The sequence below is a fragment of the Pseudooceanicola sp. NS-SX9 genome, from assembly GCF_057380705.1.
Window position 1 is genome coordinate 414,596 of the sequence record NZ_CM170818.1, and the last position, 19,317, is coordinate 433,912.

The window sequence follows — 19,317 nt, forward strand, 5'->3', positions numbered from 1 at the left end:
TCATTTTCTTGTTCCAAATACCTCGGGGGAATCAGCCGCAGGCTGATGGGGGCAGCGCCCCCGCACCGCCGGTCGCTAGTCGACCGCGCGGATCAGCTTGCGTTCCAGCACCCGCAGCACGGTGCGCAGGTCATGGCCGCGCTTCAGCACCTGCCCGTCCATGCCCATGACCGCGTACATGCCCTGCCTGTTGCGCAGCTTGGGACGTTTCTCGATCCGGTAGAGCGGATGCTCGGCACTGCGCCGGAAGATCGAGAACACGGCCGCGTCGCTCAGGGTCGAGATGCCGTAGTCGCGCCATTCGCCCGCCGCGACCATCCTCCCGTAGAGCGACAGGATCACGTTCAGCTCGGTGCGGTGAAAGGCCACCTGCTGGGCGGCAGCCTCGGGCGGGGTGGGGGGCGGCGTTTGCATCGTCATGGGAAAAAGGTGCGCTCCGGGTCCGGCAAAATCAAGGCGCTTTCGGTCGGATGGTGCGCGGGCGGCGGACCGGGCCGGGGGCTCTGCCCCCCTCGCGCGTGCCGCGCGAGTCCCCCGGCATATTTGGGGAAAGATGAAGCCAGAGGCTCAGCCGTAGCTGCCATGGCAGAACCAGCCGCCGGGCAGGTCGGCGCCATGGGCCAGGAACAGCCACAGCCCCTGGCCGGTATCGAGCATCGCCGAGAGGTAGTCGCGGGTGCCGCTGCGCCAGGCGGGCTCGGCCAGCCACCATTCCGGCGCGATGCGCTCTCGCGAGGGGTGGGGGCGCAGGGCGCAGTCGCGGCGCTGCCAGCGGATCGCCGTGGGGCGGGCGGTGCCGGGATGCGGCGGCGGGGCGGGTTCCGGTGGCCAGAGCTGCAGCGGGCGGACCAGATCGGGCGGTGGCCAGGGCGCCTCGGGGGGATCGGACCAGGCGGCGGCGAAGGTCAGGGCGGTTTTTTCCGGGATGTGAGAGGTGCCGGGGTGGCGGCGGGTCAGGGCTTCGAGGCCGATGCGGGCGCCGATCCGGGCCATCAGGTCCTCGCGCGCGGGGGCGAGGGGGCGGCCCGGGCGCCAGGCGGCCGAGGGCGCACGGCGGCTGTCGAGGGGCAGTTCTGTGGCGGCAGGGGCGTCCTCGGGGGCTTCGGTGCGGGCGGCGACGAGGCGCAGCATGTCGATGCCGAACCCGGCCTGCAGCGTGGGGATCTTCATCGCCAGCAGCGGGCGGATGCGGGCGGGATCGCTGGTGGGGCGGGCAAGCCCGGCGGCGACCCATTGCATGGTGCCGTCGGTGCGCCAGGCCTCCAGGCGGATCAGGCGGGCGGCGCGGCCTTCGGTGCGCAGGGTGTCGCACAGGCGCGGCAGCAGCCGGTCGATCCCGGCCAGCAGGTCGTTTTCCAGGCCGATCGGATCGGGCAGGGTCAGGCGGGTGGCGAAGGCGGGGGCCGTGCGGCGGGGCGACAGCGGCTCGGGCGCATGGCCAAGCGCCTGGTCGAGGCGCAGCACCAGGTCCTGGCCGAAGCGGCGCGCCAGCGGTGCGCGGGGCCGGCCGGCCAGGTCGCCGATGCGGCGCAAGCCCAGGCGGTTCAGCTGTTCCAGCACGTCGGGGGTCAGCCGCAGGGCGGCCACCGGCAGCGGCGCCAGGGCTGTCTGCAGCCCGCCCGGCGGCGCGATGCGATGCGCCGCGGGCAGCGCCGCCGCCAGCACCGGGGTGCTGCCGCCGCGTTCCCAGTGGCGGCGGCTGGCGCGTGAGCGCGTCGCGCGGGCCTCCTGGTCGACGGCATCGCCGCTGCGGGCGGCCCCGGGCGTGGCACCGGCAAAGCGCGCCAGCGCCCAGGCGCCGCCGGGCGTGTCGGCAATGGCGCCGCGCGCCGTCAGGGCCAGGCCGGCACAGTCGTCCTCCAGCCGGGCCAGCATCGCCGCTTCGCCGCCGAACAGCCGCGCGCAGCCGGTGATGTCCAGGATCAGCCCGTCGGGGCCGCTGTCGGCGATCCAGGGCGAATAGCGCCCGGCCCAGCGGCGCAGCGCCGCCAGCATCCCGGCCTCGGCCTGGGGGTTGCGCAGGCGGGTCAGCAGGTCGGGGCAGATCACCCGCGCCTCGCGCAGCGGCTGGCCGCGCTGCAGACCGGCCCGTTCGGCCCCCGGCGAGAGCGAGCTGAGGATCTGCCGCTGGCCGGTGTCTTCGACCACGGCGAGGGGTTGATCGGGATCGAGGCCATCGCGGCGCAGCACCCGCTCGGCCCCCAGGCGGCAGAACCACAGCGACAGGATGCGGCGGGGGACAGGCATGGCGGGCACCTTTTGGTGTTCATCTTATGTTCTTATTCATAATCTTTGTGTGAACCCCTGTCGAGACCTCTTGGCGAAGTCCTGCTTCACGCTAGGGTAGAATCTGGCAACGGGAGATTTCCATCATGAAACGACAGATACTGCTCCTTACCTTTGCGACCCTGGCGCTGGCCGGGGCGGCGCAGGCGCGCGACGGGGTGACGAACCCCGACGCGGCGGCGCGCATGGACCTGATGGACGAGGTCCGCGGCAGCTTTGCGGTGCTGGGCGGCATCGCCCAGGGCAAGGCCGATTACGACGCCAAGGCCGCGGCCGAGGCCAAGAGCGCCCTGGTGCAGGCGGCGGCGCTGATCCCGCAGACCTTCAAGCCCGAGGGCATGGATCCGAAATCCAAGGCCGCGCCGGCGATCTGGCAGAACTGGGATGATTTCATGTCGGATGCCGCGGCGCTGGAGACGGCGGCCAAGGGGATCGACACCAGTTCGGCCGAGACGATCAAGGCGGGCTTCGGACCGATCGCCCAGACCTGTGGCGCCTGCCACGGCGAATACCGGCTGAAGTAACCCCCGGGCCGGACATGAAGACGCCCGCGGCCGGGGTCGCGGGCGTCGGCGTTTCAGGGGGCCTGCGTCAGATGCAGCGCATCGCGGCGACCTTGCCATCGGCATCCAGGTGGATGGTCAGGCGGTCGGGGCGGTAGTCCATCGTCTGTTTGCCGTTTTGCGGCACCACCCGGTAGGGGGCGGTGCGCCCGGCCATCATGCTTTCATCGAAGGTCTGGCCGACCAGGTTGGCATACTGGCCCATGCCGCAGCTGTCGCTGGTGTCGGTGGCGGCATCGGTGGCGGGGGCGGCAACCGTCGGGGCGGGCACCGGCGTGGCGGCCGGGGCCGGGGCGGCGACGGCGCCGTCCTGGGCCGTGGCATCGGTTTCCGCACCCGGCGTCACCGCCGCTGCATCCCCCGAGGTGGCGGCCAGCGCCTGGGCCACGTCATCGGTCAGCGCCGAGGTGCTGGTGTCGGCCGTGCCATCGCTGGTGCTGTCCGCCGCCGGCCCCAGGTCGATGGCGGTGATCGGCGCCGCGGGGGCGGGGGTGACGACGGGCGCCTGGGCGACGGGGGCGGGCGCCGGCACCTGGGCGCGCGGCATGGACATGTCGGCGCAGGCCGACAGGCCCAGCACCAGGGCTAGGCCCGCAAGGCCAAGGGGCAGGCGGCCCGGTCGCCGGGCGGAAGGAAGGCTCGGGGTCATGAGGTCTCTTTCTGGCGGTTTCAGCGCATCATGGCTGTACGTGGGGCAAGATGGTCTTCGGACCAGTCTGACCTCCGGGCGCCGTAACGTGCAAGGAAGGTATCGACCGCCTCGCGGGCGATGCGGGCGCGGTCTTCGGGCTGCAGGCTGCGTTCCAGGCCGATCAGCATGCGGACGAAGAAGCCGGCGCGGCACAGTTCGACGAACTGGTGCGCGGCCATGTCGGGATCGTCGATGGCCAGTTCTCCGGTCGTGGCGGCGGTGCCCAGGAAGGTCGCCAGCAGGCGGTGGGCCAGCTCGGGGCCGTTTTCGTAGAATTCCAGCGCCAGATCGGGAAAGCGGTCGGCCTCGGTGGTGCAGATGCGGAAGATCGCCAGCGCCATGGGCGAGCAGAAATAGTCCACCATCCGCGCTGCGGTGATCTCCAGCAGCGCCGGTGCCGGCAGGTCGAGCGGGATCATCGCCATCGTCTCGTCGGCCTGACGGCGGCATTCGGCGCGGGCGACCTCGATGAACAGCAGCCGCTTGTCGGGGAAATAGGAATAAAGCGTGGCCTTCGAGACCTCGGCGACACGGGCGATGTCGTCGACGCTGGCCCCGTCGAACCCATCCTGCAGGAACACCGTGCGGGCGCCTTCCAGGACCTGGTCATACTTGCGGCCCCGACGTCTGCCGATCCCCGTTTCACTCATCTCAACATGTCCTTCCCGCGTGGCGGTCGCACAAACAATCCTGCCTTGAAAATGAAGCATACACCGTCCGGGCGCGTCAGGGCCAGTCACGCTTGAAGGATCGTGGCCTTCGGGGGCGGGGCCTGTGCCGTTTCGCCTGCCGGACGGCAGGCATTGGACCGATTATCGGACTTCTGTCGCTGCGGGGCTTGCCGACCGGCCATCCGCGCTATCTGGTCAGGCGAACCCCTTTTCCGTCAGGACCGCCATGCCCGCATCGTCGCGCCACCCGCTGCCCCCCTCGCTGGAGGCCTATTGCACGCGGTCCCGCATCGCGCTGACGCTGGCTGCGGCAACCCTGCCGGACCAGCCGCTGATCTTTGCCAACCAGGCCTTCCTGACGCTGACCGGCTACGAGGCCGCGGATGTGCTGGACCGCAACTGCCGCTTCCTGCAGGGCGGCACCACGCCGCCGGCGCAGAAACAGGCCCTGCGCGCCTTCATCGACGACGACACGATCGAGGCGAACTGCTTTCCGGTGGTCAATTTCCGCAAGGACGGCACGCGGTTCGACAACTACGTCTTCATGAGCCGCCTGCGCGACGGTCAGGGCCAGACGCGGTTCTTCCTGGGATCGCAGTTCGACATGTCCCATGTCGCCCGCCGCGCCGAGATCGATGATTTCCAGCGCAGTCTGGGCCAGAATGTCTCGGATATCGACGCGATCTCGCGCGAGTTCGGCCTGACCATGCTGGGCACGGCGCGGATCATCTCGGACAGCGTGGCGACGCTGGCGCGCATCACCCTGGACGCCTTCTAGGCCCATCTGCCACGCAGTCCCGGTTTCGCATGGCTTATCCGCGATTTGACCCGTTGGTAAGTTGTCAGGGCGGGATCGGTGCTCTACCTCTGTCCCCGGGTAGAGGGCCAGAGGGCGCGTGCGCCCGGACAACCCCGCCGCCATGGCGGCTTTGGCAGGACGGACATGAGCCAGGACGACAGCGCGGACAGCCTCTGCATCATCGGGATCGGTGCCTCGGCCGGGGGGCTTGAGGCGATCCGAGAGATGCTTTCGCCCGCGCGGGCCGAGGATCCCCTGGCCTATGTCGTGGTCCAGCACCTTGATCCCAATCACGAATCCATGCTGGCCGAACTGCTGGACCGCAACACGCAACTCAGCGTGCGGCAGGCCGAGGACCACGAGACGGTCGAGCCGGGCCATGTCTACATCATCCCGCCGGGCTACGGCATGGGGATCGAGGGCGGGCGGATCACGCTGACGCCCTTTGCCCAGCCGCGCGGCCTGCGCCGTCCGATTGACGATTTCTTCCTCAGCCTGGCGCTGGACCAGGGGCAGAACGCGATCTGCGTGATCCTGTCGGGCACCGGCGCCGACGGCAGCGCCGGGCTGCGCGCGGTCAAGGAACATGGCGGCATCTGCATCGCCCAGGACAGTTCCGCCCGCTACGACGGGATGCCCAATTCCGCCGTCGCCACCGGGCTGGTCGATCTGGTCTGCCCGCCGGGCGAGGTCATCGACCGCATCACCCGTTTCCGCCGCATCGCCCCCGATCTGGGCATCAGCGAGGCCACCCCCGTGGCCGACAGCCTGCAGCAGCTGTGCGAGGCGCTGGTCAAGCGGACGGGGCATGATTTCTCGGGCTACAAGCGGTCCACCCTGCTGCGTCGCATCCAGCGGCGGATGCAGGTGCTGGGCATTGCCGACAGCGCCGCCTACCTGAACCGGGTCTGTACCGACAGCAAGGAGGCCGACACGCTGTTCGGCGAACTGCTGATCAACGTCACCCGCTTCTTTCGCGATACCGAGCCCTTCACCGTGCTGCGCGAACAGGCCGTGGCGCCGCTGGTCGCCAATGCCATCGACGGAGACGAGCTGCGCATCTGGGTGCCCGGCTGTTCCTCGGGCGAGGAACCCTATTCCATCGCCATGATGTTCGCCGCCGAGATCGCCCGCACCGGCCGCCAGGTCACGGCCCAGGTCTTTGCCACCGACATCGACGAGCGGATGCTGGACATGGCGCGGGCCGGGCGCTATCCGCTCGCGGCGCTGCAGGACATCCCGCAGGAGCTGCGCGACGCCTATACCGTGGGCCGCGAGGGGGCGTTCCAGATCTCCTCCCGGATCCGCGACATGGTGCGGTTCTCGGTGCACAGCCTGATCAAGGATCCGCCGTTCAGCCGGATCGACCTGATTTCCTGCCGCAACCTGCTGATCTATTTCGACGACGGGTTGCAGTCTCTGGCGCTGCCGGTCTGTCATTACGCCCTGAAATCAGGCGGTTATCTTTTCCTTGGCCCCTCGGAAAGCATCGGGCGGGCCGAACATCTGTTCGAACCGGTCGAGCCCAAGGCGCGGCTGTTCCGGCGCAATCCGGGTCGCGCCCGCTACCCGATCGAACTGCCGGCCGTGCACAGCCACGACCGGCGCCCGCGGCCCAATCCGCCCCCCCGGACCCGCACCCAGATCGAATGGGAATCCTCCGTGGCAAACAGCAGAATACTTGAAACCTACGCCCCCCCGACGCTGCAGATCGACCGCAACGGCGCCATCCTGGCCGCCACCGGCAAGCTGTCGAAATTCCTCGATTTCGACCCGGCTGCCACCGGCACGTCATTCGCCCAGAGCCTGGCCAGACCCGGCCTGCGCGAGGCCCTCTCGGCGCTGATCCGCGAGGCCTCGGGCACCAATACCCGCAAGGTCGCCCGCCAGGTCGAGGTGATCTCGGAACTGGGCAAGCAGAAGGTCGACGTGATGGCCGATCCGCTGCCCGACGACACGCTGCTGATCATCTTCCGCGACCGCGCCCCCTTCGAGCCGATCACCGGCGATGATTTCGAGGAACTCGTGCCCTCGGAATCCCATGTCCAGGTCCTGGAGGCCGAACTGCGCGCCACCCGCACCCGGCTGCGTTCGACCGTGGAAGAGCTGGAGACCGCCAACGAAGAGCTGAAGTCCTCGAACGAGGAAATGATGTCGATGAACGAGGAGCTGCAGTCCACCAACGAGGAACTGGCCACCGTCAACGACGAGCTGAAGTCGAAGGTCGAGCAGCTTTCCAGCGCCAATGCCGATCTGCGCAACCTCTTTGCCTCGACCTCGCTGGCGCTGGTGACGGTGGAACGCTCGATGCGGATCCGCAATTTCACCCAGGCCGCGAAGGTGGTCTTCCCCTTCCAGGAGGCCGACAAGGGCCGCCCGCTGCGCGAGGTCCAGGGCGCCATCGACGATGCCGACCGGGTCGAGCACCTGACCCGCGAAGTGATCGACAGCGGCGAGGCGCAGACCATGCGCATCCGCTCGCGCGAGGGGCGCACGGTCTGGTCGCTGTCGATCAGCCCCTACCGGCTGGCCGACGGGCGCATCGACGGCGCGACGCTGGTCTTCACCGACGTGACCGAGGCGCTGCGCCTGGAAGGCCGGCTGGCCGCCGAGGGCCAGCGGCTGAAGCTGGCGCTGGCACTGGCGGCGATCGGCGTGTGGGAGCTGAACCCCGCGACCGGCGCAATGGAGGCCGATGCCACGGTGCGCGGCCTGTTCGAATTCCCGCAGACCGGCGCGCTTGGGATCGACGATCTGATGGCGCGGCTGGCGCCCGGCGATGCGGCAATGGTGCAGACCGCCGTGGCCGAGGCGTTGCAGTCGGGCGGCGATTTCGACGTGTCGTTCCCGATCACGCTGAAGGGCGGCGGCGTGCGCTATATCCGCGGCATGGGATCGGTGCAGTACGAGGACGGCCAGGCCAACATCATCGGCGTCAAGATGGACATGACGGCCGAATTCGAACATGCCCAGATGCGCGAGCTGATGCTGCGCGAGATGAACCACCGGGTGAAGAACCTGTTCTCGATCATCTCGGCGATGCTGCGGATCGCGGCGCGCAAGGCCGAGACGCCCAGGGATCTGGTGGCCGATGTCAGCCGCCGGATCACCGCGCTGGCGCGCTCGCATGATCTGACCCAGGCGCGCAGCGTCGACGAGAAGGTCCAGCTGCAGGAGGTCGTCGAAGCCGCGCTGGAACCCTACCGCGACCATCATCTGGTGACGGTGATGGGCCCGGGCGTCGAGGTGGCCTCGGAAGAGCTGACCTCGCTGGCGCTGATCTTGCATGAATGGAGCACGAATGCGGCAAAATACGGCGTCCTGGGCGCCGTGCCGGGCAATCTGACCATCACCTGGTCTCAGGAAAATGATGGGAAGGTGACATTGGAATGGAACGAAACCTACGATGTGGCGTTGGATCCCAAGGAAGAAACCGACGGCTTCGGCTCGACGCTGATCCGCTCTTCGGCGCTGCAACTGGGTGGCGCCGTGACGGTCGAGCAGATGCCGGGTGGAAGGTTGAACAGGATTACCTATCGCAATGAACGCTATAGCTGACACTGACCCGTCCGCCGGAGGCGATGCCACGCCGGACCTTGCCGGTGGCGTCCTCGTGGTCGAGGACGAGGCCATCGTGGCTCTGGATCTGCAATTCATCGTCGAGGACATGGGCCTGATGGTCATCGGTCCCTGCGCCACCGTACGCGCCGGGCTGACCGCCGCCGATGCCCGTCGCCCGGCCGTGGCGATCCTGGACGTCAAGCTGCCCGACGGCGAGGTCTTTGAACTGGCCGACCGGTTGCATGCCGCCCAGGTGCCGCTGATCTTCCATTCCGGTCATGCCGACATGACCGCGCTGGCGCGCCGCTATCCCGGCTCGGCCTTCTGCCCCAAGCCCACGACCCCGCGTCAGATCGAAACCTGCGTCACCCGCGCCATGGCGGCCCGCTAGGGCTGTCCGCTGGCCCCGCCAGGGCCGCCCGTTACCCGGACGGCGCCAGAGGACGTCGCCAGAGTCAGACCGGCTGGGCCAGGGCGGGACGTTCGCGCACCGGCAGATGGACAATGGCGCTGAACAGGCCGACGCCGACGCCGATCCACCAGACCAGCGTGTAATTGCCGTAGATGTCGTACATCCGCCCGCCCAGCCAGACGCCGAAGAAGCCGCCGATCTGGTGCGACAGGAAGACGATGCCATAAAGCGTGCCCATGTAGCGCAGCCCGTAGATATGGGCGATCAGGCCGCTGGTCAGCGGCACCGTGGCCAGCCACAGCCCGCCCATCAGCACCGAGAACAGCAGCACCGATCCCGGCGTGATCGGCATCAGGATGAAGGTGCCCGCCACCACGGTGCGCGCCAGGTAGATCCCCGCCAGCAGGTATTTCTTGGAATAGCGCTTGCCCAGCCAGCCCGCAGCCAGCGTCCCCGCCACGTTCGCCGCCCCGATGACCGAGATCGACACCGCGCCAAGCGCCGAGGTGCTGGTGATGCCCGCAGAATGCAGCAGGCTGCCCGGCGCGATGGCGCCGCACAGTTCCGTCACGAAGGCCGGAAAATGCGCCGTGATGAACGCCAGCTGGTACCCGCAGGAGAAGAAGCCCAGGAAGATCAGCGCAAAGCTGGGATCGCGGGCGGCGCGCAGCAGGATCTGGCCCAGGGTTTCTTCCAGCTCGGCGCGGGTGGCGGGGGGCGTTTCGGACTTCAGGAAGGGCAGCAGCCCCAGCACCAGCAGGATCGCCACGGCGAAGACCACGAAGACGCCCTGCCAGGACATCGCGCCCAGCAGCGCCTCGGCCAGGGGCGCGCCAAAGATCTGCCCCGCGCTGCCCGCCGCGGTGGCGATCGCCAGCGCCATCGAACGGTTCTCGGCCGAGGCGGCGCGGCCGACGACCGCCAGGATCACGCCAAAGCCGGTGCCGGCGATGCCGAAGCCCACCAGGACCTCCAGCGCCCAATGGGCCTCGGGGGTGGTGGCCAGCGACGACAGCATCAGGCCGGCCGCATAGGCGATGGCGCCCAGCACAACCGCCAGCCGGTCGCCCATCTTTTCCGCCAGCGCGCCGAAGATCGGCTGCCCGATGCCCCAGGCCAGGTTCTGGATGGCGATCGCCAGCGAGAAATCGGCCCGCGCCCAGCCGAACTCGGCCGCGATGGGGATCTGGAACACGCCGAAGCTGGCGCGGATGGCAAAGCTGATCAGGATGATGAAGCACCCGGCGATCAGCACGGGCGACAGGAGGCGGGCTTGGGCGGGCATGGCGGTCTCCGGGCGGGGGTCGCGTTACAGTAGAACGTGCCTGCAAAACGTCAATTCAGCCTTTGTGCGTTACCATATTCGCATCTGTGCGCTTCCCTGTCCCGGCGTCGCACGGTAAGGGGCTGGCATGACCAGCATGTCCGACCTCTACGCGGCCCGTGTCGCCGCCGGTGAAATCAAGCCCGACCCCGCGCAGCAGGCCGTGCTGCCCGAATTCGATCGCATCCGCGAGGGGCTGAACGCGAAACCCGTGAAGGCGGGCCTGTTCCGCCGCGCGAAACCGCCCGAGGCGCCGAAGGGACTGTACCTGTGGGGCGGTGTCGGGCGTGGCAAGTCGATGCTGATGGACCTGTTCGTCGAGGGGCTGGACGTGCCGGTGCGCCGGGTGCACTTTCATGCCTTCATGCAGGAAATCCACGAGGGGATGCACAAGGCCCGTCAGGCCAATATCGAGGACAGTCTGGCACCGGTCGCCGCCAAGGTGATTTCCCAGGTCAAGGTGCTGGCCTTCGACGAGATGCAGATCACCGACATCACCGACGCGATGATCGTGGGGCGGCTGTTCCAGGCGCTGTTCGACGCGGGCGTGGTGGTTGTGACGACCTCGAACCGGGTGCCGGATGACCTGTACAAGAACGGGCTGAACCGGCAGCTGTTCCTGCCCTTCATCGCGCTGATCAAGGACAAGCTGGTGGTCCACGAGATGGCCAGCGACAACGACTACCGCCAGAACCGCCTGTCCGGCGCGCAGGTCTATTTCACCCCCGCCGACCGTACCGCGCGCCTCGCCGTGCAGGAGATCTGGGATGACCTGACCAACAAGGATCCGGGCACGCCCCGCGCGGTGCTGGTCAAGGGTCGCAAGGTGATGCTGCCGGCCTATCACGACGGCGTGGCGCGCGCCCGCTTCCATGACCTGTGCGGCGAGATGCTGGGCCCGGGCGACTATCTGGCCATCGCCGAAGAGGTCGAGGTGCTGATCCTCGAGGACATTCCGACGCTGGGCCGGTCGAACTTTAACGAGGCCAAGCGCTTTGTGACGCTGATCGACGCGCTTTACGAGGCCAAGGTCAAGCTGATCTGCACCGCCGCCGACCAGCCGGAATCGCTTTATACCGAGGGCGAGGGGGTCTTCGAATTCGAACGCACCGCCTCGCGCCTGCGCGAGATGCAGGACAAGGATTGGGGCCGCGACGCGGGCTGATCCGATCCCGGCGGGCCCGGTCCGCGCCGGTCCAGGGGGCAAAGAAGAAGGGGGTCGTTGACCGACCCCCTGTTTTTGCCCGATGGTCCCCGTTCCGTAACCATGTTCCGAGAGGCGGTGATAGGCGATGGTGCCTGCCGGAACCTGGGTGAAACTCCTGTTTCTAAGGCCACTTTAGGCATCCCGAATCGAATCGGTCAACTATAAGTTGCGTGTAGGCGCCGCCTGATTCGACATATTTGGTTAACCGATTCGGAAAACCGATTCGGGCCGGGGACTTAGCTGGATTTCATGCAGGATATTTTTCAGGCACGGCCCCGGGCGGGGCCGTGCGGATGCGAGACCGCGCGGGTCAGGCGTCGGCGGCCAGAACCTGGCCCGCCAGATAGAGCGACCCCGAGATCAGGATCCGCGCGGTGGGATCGGTGGCCGCAATGGCATCCAGAGCGCTTTCCACGTCGGTCGCGACCAGGGCCTCGATCCCGGCGGCGGTGGCGGCGGCGGCGGTGGCCTCGGCCGGCAGGGTGGCGCTGGCACCGGGGATCGCCACGGCATGCAGGCGGCGCACCAGCGGCGCCAGAGGCCGCAGATAGCCGCCGATGTCTTTGGTGTTCAGCATCCCGCAGACCATGTAGGTGGGCCGTTCCGGCAGCCCCGAGAGGTGCCGGGCCAGGGCCTCGCCCGCGGCGGGGTTGTGGCCACCGTCCAGCCACAGCTCCGCCTGCGGCACATGGGCGGCGATCTTGCCGTCCTTCAGCCGCTGCAGGCGGGCAGGCCATTCGGCGCGGGTGACGGCGGCCTCGCAGGCGGCCTCGTCAAAGCCCAGGTGCCGCAGTGCCGCCAGTGCCGCACCGGCATTGGCGATCTGGTGTTCGCCCGGCAGGTTCGGCATCGGCAGGTCCAGCAGGCCGGTCTCGTCCTGAAAGATCAGCCGGCCGCGTTCGCTCCAGACGTGCCAGTGTTGGCCATGGACCAGCAGAGGGGCACCGACCTTGGCGGCGCGGGCCTCGATGACCTCCAGCGCGGCATCGGGCTGGGGCCCCACCACGCAAGGGGTGCCGCGCTTCAGGATGCCGGCCTTTTCGCCGGCGATCTTGTCCACCGTGTCGCCCAGGAAATCCTGATGATCGAGCGAGATCGGCGTCAGGATCGTCAGCGCGGGCCGCGCCACCACGTTGGTCGCATCCAGCCGTCCGCCCAGCCCCGTTTCCAGCAGCAGCCAGTCGGCGGGCGTATCGGCAAAGGCCTTGAAGGCGGCGCAGGTGGTGATCTCGAAATAGGTGATCGGATCGGGGCCGTTGGCGGCCAGACATTCGTCCAGCAGGGCGCTCAGGGCGTCCTCGCCGATCAGCCTGCCCGCCAGGCGGATGCGTTCATGGAAGCGCACCAGATGCGGCGAGGTATAGGCGTGGACGGATTTGCCCGCGCCCTCCAGCCCGGCCCGGATCATCGCCTGGGTCGAGCCCTTGCCGTTGGTGCCCGCCAGGTGGATGACCGGCGGCAGACGGTCCTCGGGGTGGTCCAGCGCCGCCAGCAGGCGCCAGACGCGGTCCAGCACAAGGTCGATGACCTTGGGATGCAGGGCCATCATGCGCTCAAGCAGCGCATCCGAAGCGGGTGTTGTCACGACTTGTCCTGAGCTTTCTTTTCAGGGGCCTTGGCCTTGGCGGCCTTCTTCGGCTCGGCGGGTTCGGCGGCGGCCTCGGGCAGCGGAGCGGCTGCCACGTCCGACACCCGGCCCGGCGCCGGCAGATCGCCCGCGATGGCGGGCGGCAGGCCCATCAGCATCCGGGTGATGGTGATCAGCTCGTCCCGCATCTTCGTGCGCGGGGTCACGCAGTCCAGCATCCCGTGGTCCAGCAGGTATTCGGCGCGCTGGAAGCCGTCAGGTAGCTTTTCCCGGATCGTCTGTTCGATCACGCGCGGCCCGGCAAAGCAGATCAGCGCGTTGGGTTCCGCAATATGCACATCGCCCAGCATCGCATAGGACGCGGTCACGCCCCCGGTGGTGGGGTGGGTCAGCACGACGATGTAGGGCAGGCCCGCCTCTTTCAGCATCTGCACGGCGACCGTGGTGCGCGGCATCTGCATCAGCGACAGGATGCCTTCCTGCATCCGCGCGCCCCCGGCGGCCGAGAACAGCACCAGCGGGCATTTCTTTTTCACTGCGCGCTCGGCAGCGGCGATGATCGCATTGCCGACATACATCCCCATGGAGCCGGCCATGAAGCTGAAGTCCTGGGCTGCGGCAACGATCGGGGTGCGGCCGATCTCGCCCTCGGCGACCAGCATCGCCTCGTGCTCGGCGGTCTTCTTGCGCGCCTCGCGCATCCGGTCGGGGTATTTCTTCTGGTCGCGGAAATGCAGCGGGTCGGCGACGGGTTCGGGGACATCGACGGTGGTGAAGATGCCGCCATCGAACAGCGCGGTAAAGCGCGCCCGCGGCGTGATCGCCATGTGGTGGCCGCAGCTGCTGCAGACGTTCAGGTTGTCGGAAAGCTCGCGGTGGAACAGCATGGTTCCGCAGCTGTCACATTTCGTCCAGAGGTTCTCGGGCGTTTCACGACGCGAGAAGATCGAGTTGATCCGCGGACGGACGTAGTTAGAGATCCAGTTCATCGACGCTCCCCTGGGATGGCCAGTCGCGCCTCAGATAAGGGGGTTGTCACTGGATTGCAATCAACGCCGCAAGGCCAGCCGGGCGGAAAGCCACGCGAGCAGCAGGATTGCCAGCTCGGTTCCCAGCGACAGCGACAGCACCGGACCCAGCGGTGCATCGTCGGGCAGCAGGGGGTCGTATTCGGGGAAAAAGAACAGCGCCAGCCCCGAATCCGCGCCATGCAGGTCGCCGAAGAACACGAAGGCATAGACGTTGTTGGCAAGGTGCAGGCCGATCCCGGGCAGCAGGCTGCCGGTGCGCGCGGCCAGGTCCGAACAGGCCAGGCCAAAGCAGAAGGCCCAGATCACGTATTGCAGGTTCTCGGCCTGCGTGGCGCCGCTGTCCCAGTGCACCGAGGCAAAGGCGAGGTTCGGCACTACCATCCACACCAACGGAGATGTGAACCGCGCCGCCAGCATCTGCTGCAGATAGCCGCGATACATCATCTCTTCCGAGGCCGTCTGCAGCAGCAGCGCCAGCAGCGCGAAGGGCAGGGCGGCCAGCCAGTGGTCGAGGGGTTTCATCGCCACGACGGCGCGAAAATCCTGCCAGGGCGGCAGCAGCTGCACCGCCAGGTAAAAGGTCATGGCGCCCAGGAAGGCCTGGCGGAACAGCCGCCGCATCTGCGCGGCGGGCATGTCCGCAGGGGCGAACAGGGTGGCGGGGCTGCGGGCGTGCAGGATGCGCACCACCGCCGCCACCCCCAGCCCCAGCACCGCATAGGAAGCCAGCTGGACGATCAGCCCGGCGGCAGTATCGCCCACCAGCACCGCATCTGCGAAATCCCCCGAGATCCGCGCCGTCAGCCCGTCAAAGACCGACAGGCCACCGGCAAAGATCATCTCGACCAGGATCAGGCCCAGGGCGGCGCGCCACAGCGGCGCGGAATCGGCACGGGCGGCGGCGGTGAAGGCCGCGTGCGGGGCATAGGCGCGGGGCAGGCCCGCACCGGACAGAAATGGGATCATGTCTTCAGGGCCGTTCGGGCCGCCAGCCAGGTGACGGCAGTGGTGGCCAGATCCAGCGGGATCAGCGGGCGCAGCGCGGCGTCGCCCTCGGATACCGGCAGGTGCATCAGCGCCAGCCCGCCCAGCTGGTCATTGAACGACACCACCAGGATGGCCATCAGATTGTTGACGAAATGCAGCGCCAGCGCCGGGCCCAGCGTGCCGCTGCGCCGGGTCAGATCGGCGGCGACCAGCCCGAACAGCGTGGCCGAGGCGACAAACCAGGGGGCATTGGCGCCGGAATCGCTCTGGAAATGCAGCAGGCCGAACAGCATCGAGGGCGCCGCCATCCAGATCCAGGGGCTGGCAAAGCGCGCCGCCAGCCGCGATTGCAGGTAGCCGCGGAACATCAGCTCTTCGGTGGCGATCTGCACGGCGATCATCGGCACCGCCAGCGGCAGCAGCAGCAGCCAGTGGCCGGGCGACAGGTAGGGCTGGGGTGTCAGGGCCTCGGGCAGGGGCAGCAGCCACAGCAGGCCCTGCAGCAGCAGCGCGGCGGCGGCCACCTTCAGCCCCTGGCGCAGCGCCAGCGGCCAGGGGCCGGTCAGCGCCAGCAGGCTGCGGCTGTGCACCATGGCCAGCATCCCCGCCATCCCCAGCAGCCCGGCGCTGAACGAGCCCAGAAAGATCAGCGTCAGCCGCGCCGAGATCCCGCCCGCCGGCGGCGGAAACAGCATCGCCGCCCCCAGGAACCAGATCCCCGAGATCGTCAGGTAAAGCAGCATGAAGATGCCCACCCCCAGCCCCGTGCGCCACAGGGCGGGCGGGTCATCCTGCCAGGGTTCGGCAGTGCAGGGCAGGTCATCTTGGTCGGATCGGTCCATTCCGGCAGGCTATCGCCGGGCCCGTCGGCTCGCAATCGCCCATATGCAGCGGGCGCAACCCTTGTGTGACAACTTTCCCTGCCCTAAGAGCACGCAACCTTTGGTATAAGGTATCCCGAGTCCCCCTGTGAGCGTTACGATGTCCGCCCCTGTCCGTTACCCCCCGTTCTCTGGCCTGTCCTGGCGCCTGCTGCGGCCCGGCGCCCTGGCTCTTGGGGCGGCGATGGCGCTGGCGGGCTGCGAACCTGCACCGCAGGCCGAGGGCTCGATCGGGTTCCTGTCGACCATGGACGACGCCAGCGGTCAGGCCCTGACCCAGGCCAAGCTGTCGGGCGGCAGCATCGTGATCCGTGGCCCCGACGGCTATTGCATCGACGCCCGTAGCCTGCGCAACCGCCCCGAGAAATCCTTTGCCCTGCTGGCGCGCTGCGACGTGCTGTCGGGCGGGCTGATCGGCGCCCCGGTCGAGGCCGCGGTGCTGACCGTCACCGTGACGCCGGCCTCAGGCACCCTGCCGCGCGCCCAGGCGCTGGCCAGCAGCTTTTCCCCCGGCGAGGTGCTGAAGGCGCTGAACCGGGCCGGGCTGCGGCTGTTGCTGCTGGCCAAGGGGGGCGACACGCTGATCAACACCGCCGATCCGCAGCACTGGCGCGGCGCGTTCGAACTGAAGGGCCAGCTGGTCTCGATGGCGGCCTATGGACCCAAGAACAGCGATGTCGGCGGCGAGGCGGGCCGGGTCCTGCTGCAGACCCTGGCGCGCTCGATCCAGCTGGCGACGCGCGACGGGTCCTGACCGGATCGCCGCAGCCCTGGTCGGATCGCCCTCCGGTTCAGATTTTCCCGCAAGGGTTGTGATCTGCCTTGGTTTTGCGCGCAAAGTCGCGCTAACCTGCCGGGGAACGGACCCCGGGGTGCGATGGCAGGACGGTTTCACAGGTTGCGGGACGCTTGGCTGGCGCGGCGAGAGCTGCGGCGATGGCATGCCCGCTGCCGTGCGGCTACGGATGCCCCGCTGGCCCGCCTGCGCCGCGACCTGCAGCAGGCGCATCTGCTGCGCGGCACGCTGGACGAACTGATCCACCTGGCCGACGCCCGCCTGACGTTGCCCGCGATCGGCAGTTCCGCCATGCCCTTCGATCCCGGCGATGGTGTCGACTGGGCCCTGCGGCCGGCCCTGTGGCGCGGCCCCGTCCCCGAGATCGGCCTGACCGCCCTGTCGCCCGGCGAAATGCTGGGAGAGGACGTGTCGCTGTTCCACGACTGCCCCCGGGGCGAGATCATCCTGAGGCAGGTTCGCAGCCCGCTGCGGCAGGGTCTGGCGCCCTTCGGCCTGCGGCTGGAGGTCTTCTCGTTCCGCGGCAGCTTCCTGTCGCTGGTGGTCGACCTGCCAGAACCGGTGGTGCGCGACCTGGGCCGGCGCCACATCCTGCGGGTCGATGCCCAGGTGCGCAGTGAACGCCCGCTGCCGCTGTTCGTGCGGCTGTGCATCCGCCACGGCCCCAATACCGAGGAACTGGTGCAGGAACTTTCCGGCGACGGGCACGAGCGCGTCGCCGAATTCGACCTGGCCTATGCCGAGCTGAACGAGGCCCGGATCGAACGCGCCTGGATCGACGTCATCTTCGGCGCACCGCGGATGAACGGCATCGACCTGGACGATCTGGTGTTCAGCCGTCGCCTGCGGGCCGATCTGTGATGCGACGGAGGGACCCATGACCGCCCTGATCCTGACTGCGACGCGCCTGGTATCCGGGGTCTGGCAGGCCCGGCTCAGCGGCCCTGACGGGCCAGCGCCGGTGCTGCGCGTCAGCTGGCGCGACCAGCCCGTGCCGGGCGTCACCCTGACCCGGGACGGTGCCCCCGGCACCTGGGACCTGCGGGTGCCGTTGCCGCCCGAGGCGCTGTCGGACGGGGTGCAGGTGATCGTCATCCAGGGGCCGGACGGGGCGGTGCTGGGCAGCTTCGCCTTCCTGGCCGCCGAGGCCCTGACCGACAGCCTGCGCGCCGAGGTCAGCCTGCTGCGCGCCGAGCTGGACCTGCTGAAACGCGCCTTCCGCGCCCATTGCGCGGGCGAGGACAAGGAGGTCTGATTGCTGTTTCGGGGTAATAAACGATTAATCTTAAAACCCCGATATTGTCCTGCCCCTGCCTTTTTTCTGCCCGATTTCGACCCGACCCTTGCCATGGGAGAGGGCCGGAGGACAGGCATGGACAGGCTCACGGAAATGGAAGCCTTCGCGGCGGTGGTCGACCAGGGCGGCTTTACCGACGCGGCGCGCAAGATGGGGATCTCGAAGTCGGCGGTGTCCAAGCATGTCGCGGCGCTCGAGGGGCGGCTGGGCGTGCGGCTTTTGAACCGCACCACGCGGCGGGTGTCCCCGACCGAGATCGGCTTGGCCTATTACGACCGGGCGCGGCGGGTGCTGGAAGACGCGGGCGAGGCCGACGCGCTGGTGACGGCGATGCATGCGGCGCCTGCGGGGCATCTGCGGATCACCGCGGGCACCGATTTCGGCGTCACCCACCTGGCGCCGGTGGTGGCGGAATTCCTGGCCGCCTGCCCCGAGGTGAACGTCAGCATGGAGCTGACCAACCGCCCCGTGGATCTGCTGGCCGAAGGGTTCGACATGGCGCTGCGCATCGGCAACGGCGCTCCGCCCGAGGGGCTGACGGTGCATGGCCTGGCGCAGAGCGCGCGGATGCTGGTTGCCAGCCCCGCCTATCTGGAACAGGCCGGCCGGCCGCAGCGCATCGAGGATCTGGGCGAGCATCGCCTGCTGCATTACTCGGACATGGCGGCGGGGCCGTCCTGGACGCTTACGGCAGGATCGGGCGAACAGCGCACGGTGCGCGCCGCCGGGGTGCTGACGGTGAACGACGGCCGCGCCCTGTTGCAGGCGGCCGAGGACGGGCTGGGCATCGGCCAGCTGCCCGCGTTCCTGTGCCAGCCCGCGCTGCGGGCGAAACGCCTGAAGGAGGTCCTGCCGGACCTGCCGCGCGAGACCCTGCAGATTCAGGCGCTGCATGCCCCTGGTGCCATCACCCAGCCCAAGCTGCGGGTCTTTCTGGACCACCTGTCGCGTGCCTTCGGCGGTCGCGGGCCGCTGGGCTGGTAGACCGTCGGCCGAACGGCCGCCCGGATGCGGATCTCGACGGGCGCGGGGGCTGCTTGTCAATCTTCCTGCGTTGCCTGTTGCGGGGGCTGCTTCGGTGGCCTTCTGGAACAGGCGGATCGCCGGGCGTGTCGCCTGCCGGGGGCATGGACGCTGCGCCGAGCGGCGCTGGCCACCTGGTTTTGGCCTTTGACAGGGGGCAGGGACCGGGAGTGATCATCAATCTTGCTGCGTTGCCCATC

General features: G+C 68.7%; 18 protein-coding genes. 9 read left to right on the forward strand and 9 right to left on the reverse strand.

Annotated features, from left to right (window positions below; genetic code table 11):
• Window positions 1-75: 75 nt before the first annotated feature.
• Together AC2ITM_RS02005 and AC2ITM_RS02010 are read right to left on the reverse strand one after the other, a co-directional pair.
• The gene (locus tag AC2ITM_RS02005) at window positions 76-420 is read right to left on the reverse strand and encodes a DUF2794 domain-containing protein (protein ID WP_486468168.1); all 345 of its coding nucleotides are present in this window, start codon (window positions 418-420) and stop codon (window positions 76-78) included.
• 147 nt (window positions 421-567) lie between these two features.
• Complete coding sequence (locus tag AC2ITM_RS02010; RefSeq protein WP_486468169.1) at window positions 568-2,247, reverse strand: Y-family DNA polymerase; 1,680 nt, start codon at window positions 2,245-2,247, stop codon at window positions 568-570.
• A gap of 125 nt (window positions 2,248-2,372) precedes the next feature.
• Here AC2ITM_RS02010 and AC2ITM_RS02015 point away from each other — a divergent pair, with 125 nt between their 5' ends.
• Window positions 2,373-2,810 carry a c-type cytochrome gene (locus AC2ITM_RS02015; RefSeq protein ID WP_486468170.1) on the forward strand — a complete coding sequence of 146 codons (438 nt, stop codon included), beginning with the start codon at window positions 2,373-2,375 and terminating at the stop codon, window positions 2,808-2,810.
• 67 nt (window positions 2,811-2,877) lie between these two features.
• Here the strand turns inward: AC2ITM_RS02015 and AC2ITM_RS02020 are convergent, their stop codons facing one another.
• Together AC2ITM_RS02020 and AC2ITM_RS02025 are read right to left on the reverse strand one after the other, a co-directional pair.
• Window positions 2,878-3,498, reverse strand: coding sequence for an I78 family peptidase inhibitor (locus AC2ITM_RS02020; RefSeq protein WP_486468171.1), 621 nt, complete (start codon window positions 3,496-3,498; stop codon window positions 2,878-2,880).
• A gap of 20 nt (window positions 3,499-3,518) precedes the next feature.
• Window positions 3,519-4,190 carry a TetR/AcrR family transcriptional regulator gene (locus tag AC2ITM_RS02025; protein ID WP_486468172.1) on the reverse strand — a complete coding sequence of 224 codons (672 nt, stop codon included), beginning with the start codon at window positions 4,188-4,190 and terminating at the stop codon, window positions 3,519-3,521.
• Between the two features lie 247 nt (window positions 4,191-4,437).
• On the opposite strand from AC2ITM_RS02025, the gene AC2ITM_RS02030 reads away from it, so the two are divergent.
• The 3 genes from AC2ITM_RS02030 (at window position 4,438) to AC2ITM_RS02040 (ending at window position 8,962) form a co-directional block, all read left to right on the forward strand.
• Entirely contained in the window at window positions 4,438-4,989 is a 552-nt protein-coding gene (locus AC2ITM_RS02030; RefSeq protein WP_486468173.1) for a PAS domain-containing protein, read from the forward strand.
• A gap of 165 nt (window positions 4,990-5,154) precedes the next feature.
• Window positions 5,155-8,568 carry a chemotaxis protein CheB gene (locus tag AC2ITM_RS02035; RefSeq protein WP_486468174.1) on the forward strand — a complete coding sequence of 1,138 codons (3,414 nt, stop codon included), beginning with the start codon at window positions 5,155-5,157 and terminating at the stop codon, window positions 8,566-8,568.
• A complete protein-coding gene (locus AC2ITM_RS02040; RefSeq protein ID WP_486468175.1) occupies window positions 8,552-8,962 on the forward strand; it encodes a response regulator in 411 nt (136 codons plus the stop codon). Before AC2ITM_RS02035 ends, AC2ITM_RS02040 begins: the two co-directional genes overlap by 17 nt.
• A 64-nt stretch (window positions 8,963-9,026) precedes the next feature.
• On the opposite strand, the gene AC2ITM_RS02045 is transcribed toward AC2ITM_RS02040, so the two are convergent.
• Entirely contained in the window at window positions 9,027-10,268 is a 1,242-nt protein-coding gene (locus AC2ITM_RS02045) for an MFS transporter (RefSeq protein WP_486468176.1), read from the reverse strand.
• 127 nt (window positions 10,269-10,395) lie between these two features.
• On the opposite strand from AC2ITM_RS02045, the gene zapE reads away from it, so the two are divergent.
• The gene (zapE, locus tag AC2ITM_RS02050) at window positions 10,396-11,472 is read left to right on the forward strand and encodes a cell division protein ZapE (protein ID WP_486468177.1); all 1,077 of its coding nucleotides are present in this window, start codon (window positions 10,396-10,398) and stop codon (window positions 11,470-11,472) included.
• 352 nt (window positions 11,473-11,824) lie between these two features.
• On the opposite strand, the gene AC2ITM_RS02055 is transcribed toward zapE, so the two are convergent.
• Genes AC2ITM_RS02055 through AC2ITM_RS02070 form a run of 4 tightly spaced genes read right to left on the reverse strand, consistent with a single transcriptional unit; the run spans window position 11,825 to window position 15,962 of the window.
• Window positions 11,825-13,099 (reverse strand): bifunctional folylpolyglutamate synthase/dihydrofolate synthase, encoded by a 1,275-nt coding sequence (locus AC2ITM_RS02055; protein WP_486468178.1) that lies wholly within the window; start codon window positions 13,097-13,099, stop codon window positions 11,825-11,827.
• Window positions 13,096-14,091, reverse strand: coding sequence for an acetyl-CoA carboxylase, carboxyltransferase subunit beta (gene accD, locus AC2ITM_RS02060; RefSeq protein WP_486468179.1), 996 nt, complete (start codon window positions 14,089-14,091; stop codon window positions 13,096-13,098). Before accD ends, AC2ITM_RS02055 begins: the two co-directional genes overlap by 4 nt.
• Window positions 14,092-14,151: 60 nt before the next feature.
• Window positions 14,152-15,099 (reverse strand): CPBP family intramembrane glutamic endopeptidase, encoded by a 948-nt coding sequence (locus AC2ITM_RS02065; RefSeq protein WP_486468180.1) that lies wholly within the window; start codon window positions 15,097-15,099, stop codon window positions 14,152-14,154.
• Window positions 15,096-15,962, reverse strand: coding sequence for a CPBP family intramembrane glutamic endopeptidase (locus AC2ITM_RS02070; RefSeq protein WP_486468181.1), 867 nt, complete (start codon window positions 15,960-15,962; stop codon window positions 15,096-15,098). Before AC2ITM_RS02070 ends, AC2ITM_RS02065 begins: the two co-directional genes overlap by 4 nt.
• Before the next feature lie 139 nt (window positions 15,963-16,101).
• On the opposite strand from AC2ITM_RS02070, the gene AC2ITM_RS02075 reads away from it, so the two are divergent.
• The 4 genes from AC2ITM_RS02075 to AC2ITM_RS02090 all read left to right on the forward strand — a co-directional run bounded on the left by AC2ITM_RS02075 (window position 16,102) and on the right by AC2ITM_RS02090 (window position 19,078).
• Entirely contained in the window at window positions 16,102-16,755 is a 654-nt protein-coding gene (locus tag AC2ITM_RS02075) for a hypothetical protein (protein ID WP_486468182.1), read from the forward strand.
• Between the two features lie 123 nt (window positions 16,756-16,878).
• Complete coding sequence (locus AC2ITM_RS02080) at window positions 16,879-17,658, forward strand: DUF6478 family protein (RefSeq protein WP_486468183.1); 780 nt, start codon at window positions 16,879-16,881, stop codon at window positions 17,656-17,658.
• A 16-nt stretch (window positions 17,659-17,674) separates the two neighbouring features.
• Window positions 17,675-18,052: a hypothetical protein gene (locus tag AC2ITM_RS02085; protein WP_486468184.1), complete on the forward strand. Its 378-nt coding sequence runs from the start codon at window positions 17,675-17,677 to the stop codon at window positions 18,050-18,052.
• 117 nt (window positions 18,053-18,169) lie between these two features.
• Window positions 18,170-19,078, forward strand: coding sequence for a LysR family transcriptional regulator (locus tag AC2ITM_RS02090; protein WP_486468185.1), 909 nt, complete (start codon window positions 18,170-18,172; stop codon window positions 19,076-19,078).
• The last annotated feature ends 239 nt before the right edge of the window (window positions 19,079-19,317 follow it).

Coding starts and splice junctions, on each gene's coding strand:
- AC2ITM_RS02005 (WP_486468168.1), bottom strand. CDS start 420: ATGACGATGCAAACGCCGCCCCCCACCCCGCCCGAGGCTGCCGCCCAG.
- AC2ITM_RS02010 (WP_486468169.1), bottom strand. CDS start 2,247: ATGCCTGTCCCCCGCCGCATCCTGTCGCTGTGGTTCTGCCGCCTGGGG.
- AC2ITM_RS02015 (WP_486468170.1), top strand. CDS start 2,373: ATGAAACGACAGATACTGCTCCTTACCTTTGCGACCCTGGCGCTGGCC.
- AC2ITM_RS02020 (WP_486468171.1), bottom strand. CDS start 3,498: ATGACCCCGAGCCTTCCTTCCGCCCGGCGACCGGGCCGCCTGCCCCTT.
- AC2ITM_RS02025 (WP_486468172.1), bottom strand. CDS start 4,190: ATGAGTGAAACGGGGATCGGCAGACGTCGGGGCCGCAAGTATGACCAG.
- AC2ITM_RS02030 (WP_486468173.1), top strand. CDS start 4,438: ATGCCCGCATCGTCGCGCCACCCGCTGCCCCCCTCGCTGGAGGCCTAT.
- AC2ITM_RS02035 (WP_486468174.1), top strand. CDS start 5,155: ATGAGCCAGGACGACAGCGCGGACAGCCTCTGCATCATCGGGATCGGT.
- AC2ITM_RS02040 (WP_486468175.1), top strand. CDS start 8,552: ATGAACGCTATAGCTGACACTGACCCGTCCGCCGGAGGCGATGCCACG.
- AC2ITM_RS02045 (WP_486468176.1), bottom strand. CDS start 10,268: ATGCCCGCCCAAGCCCGCCTCCTGTCGCCCGTGCTGATCGCCGGGTGC.
- zapE (WP_486468177.1), top strand. CDS start 10,396: ATGACCAGCATGTCCGACCTCTACGCGGCCCGTGTCGCCGCCGGTGAA.
- accD (WP_486468179.1), bottom strand. CDS start 14,091: ATGAACTGGATCTCTAACTACGTCCGTCCGCGGATCAACTCGATCTTC.
- AC2ITM_RS02065 (WP_486468180.1), bottom strand. CDS start 15,099: ATGATCCCATTTCTGTCCGGTGCGGGCCTGCCCCGCGCCTATGCCCCG.
- AC2ITM_RS02070 (WP_486468181.1), bottom strand. CDS start 15,962: ATGGACCGATCCGACCAAGATGACCTGCCCTGCACTGCCGAACCCTGG.
- AC2ITM_RS02075 (WP_486468182.1), top strand. CDS start 16,102: ATGTCCGCCCCTGTCCGTTACCCCCCGTTCTCTGGCCTGTCCTGGCGC.
- AC2ITM_RS02080 (WP_486468183.1), top strand. CDS start 16,879: ATGGCAGGACGGTTTCACAGGTTGCGGGACGCTTGGCTGGCGCGGCGA.
- AC2ITM_RS02085 (WP_486468184.1), top strand. CDS start 17,675: ATGACCGCCCTGATCCTGACTGCGACGCGCCTGGTATCCGGGGTCTGG.
- AC2ITM_RS02090 (WP_486468185.1), top strand. CDS start 18,170: ATGGACAGGCTCACGGAAATGGAAGCCTTCGCGGCGGTGGTCGACCAG.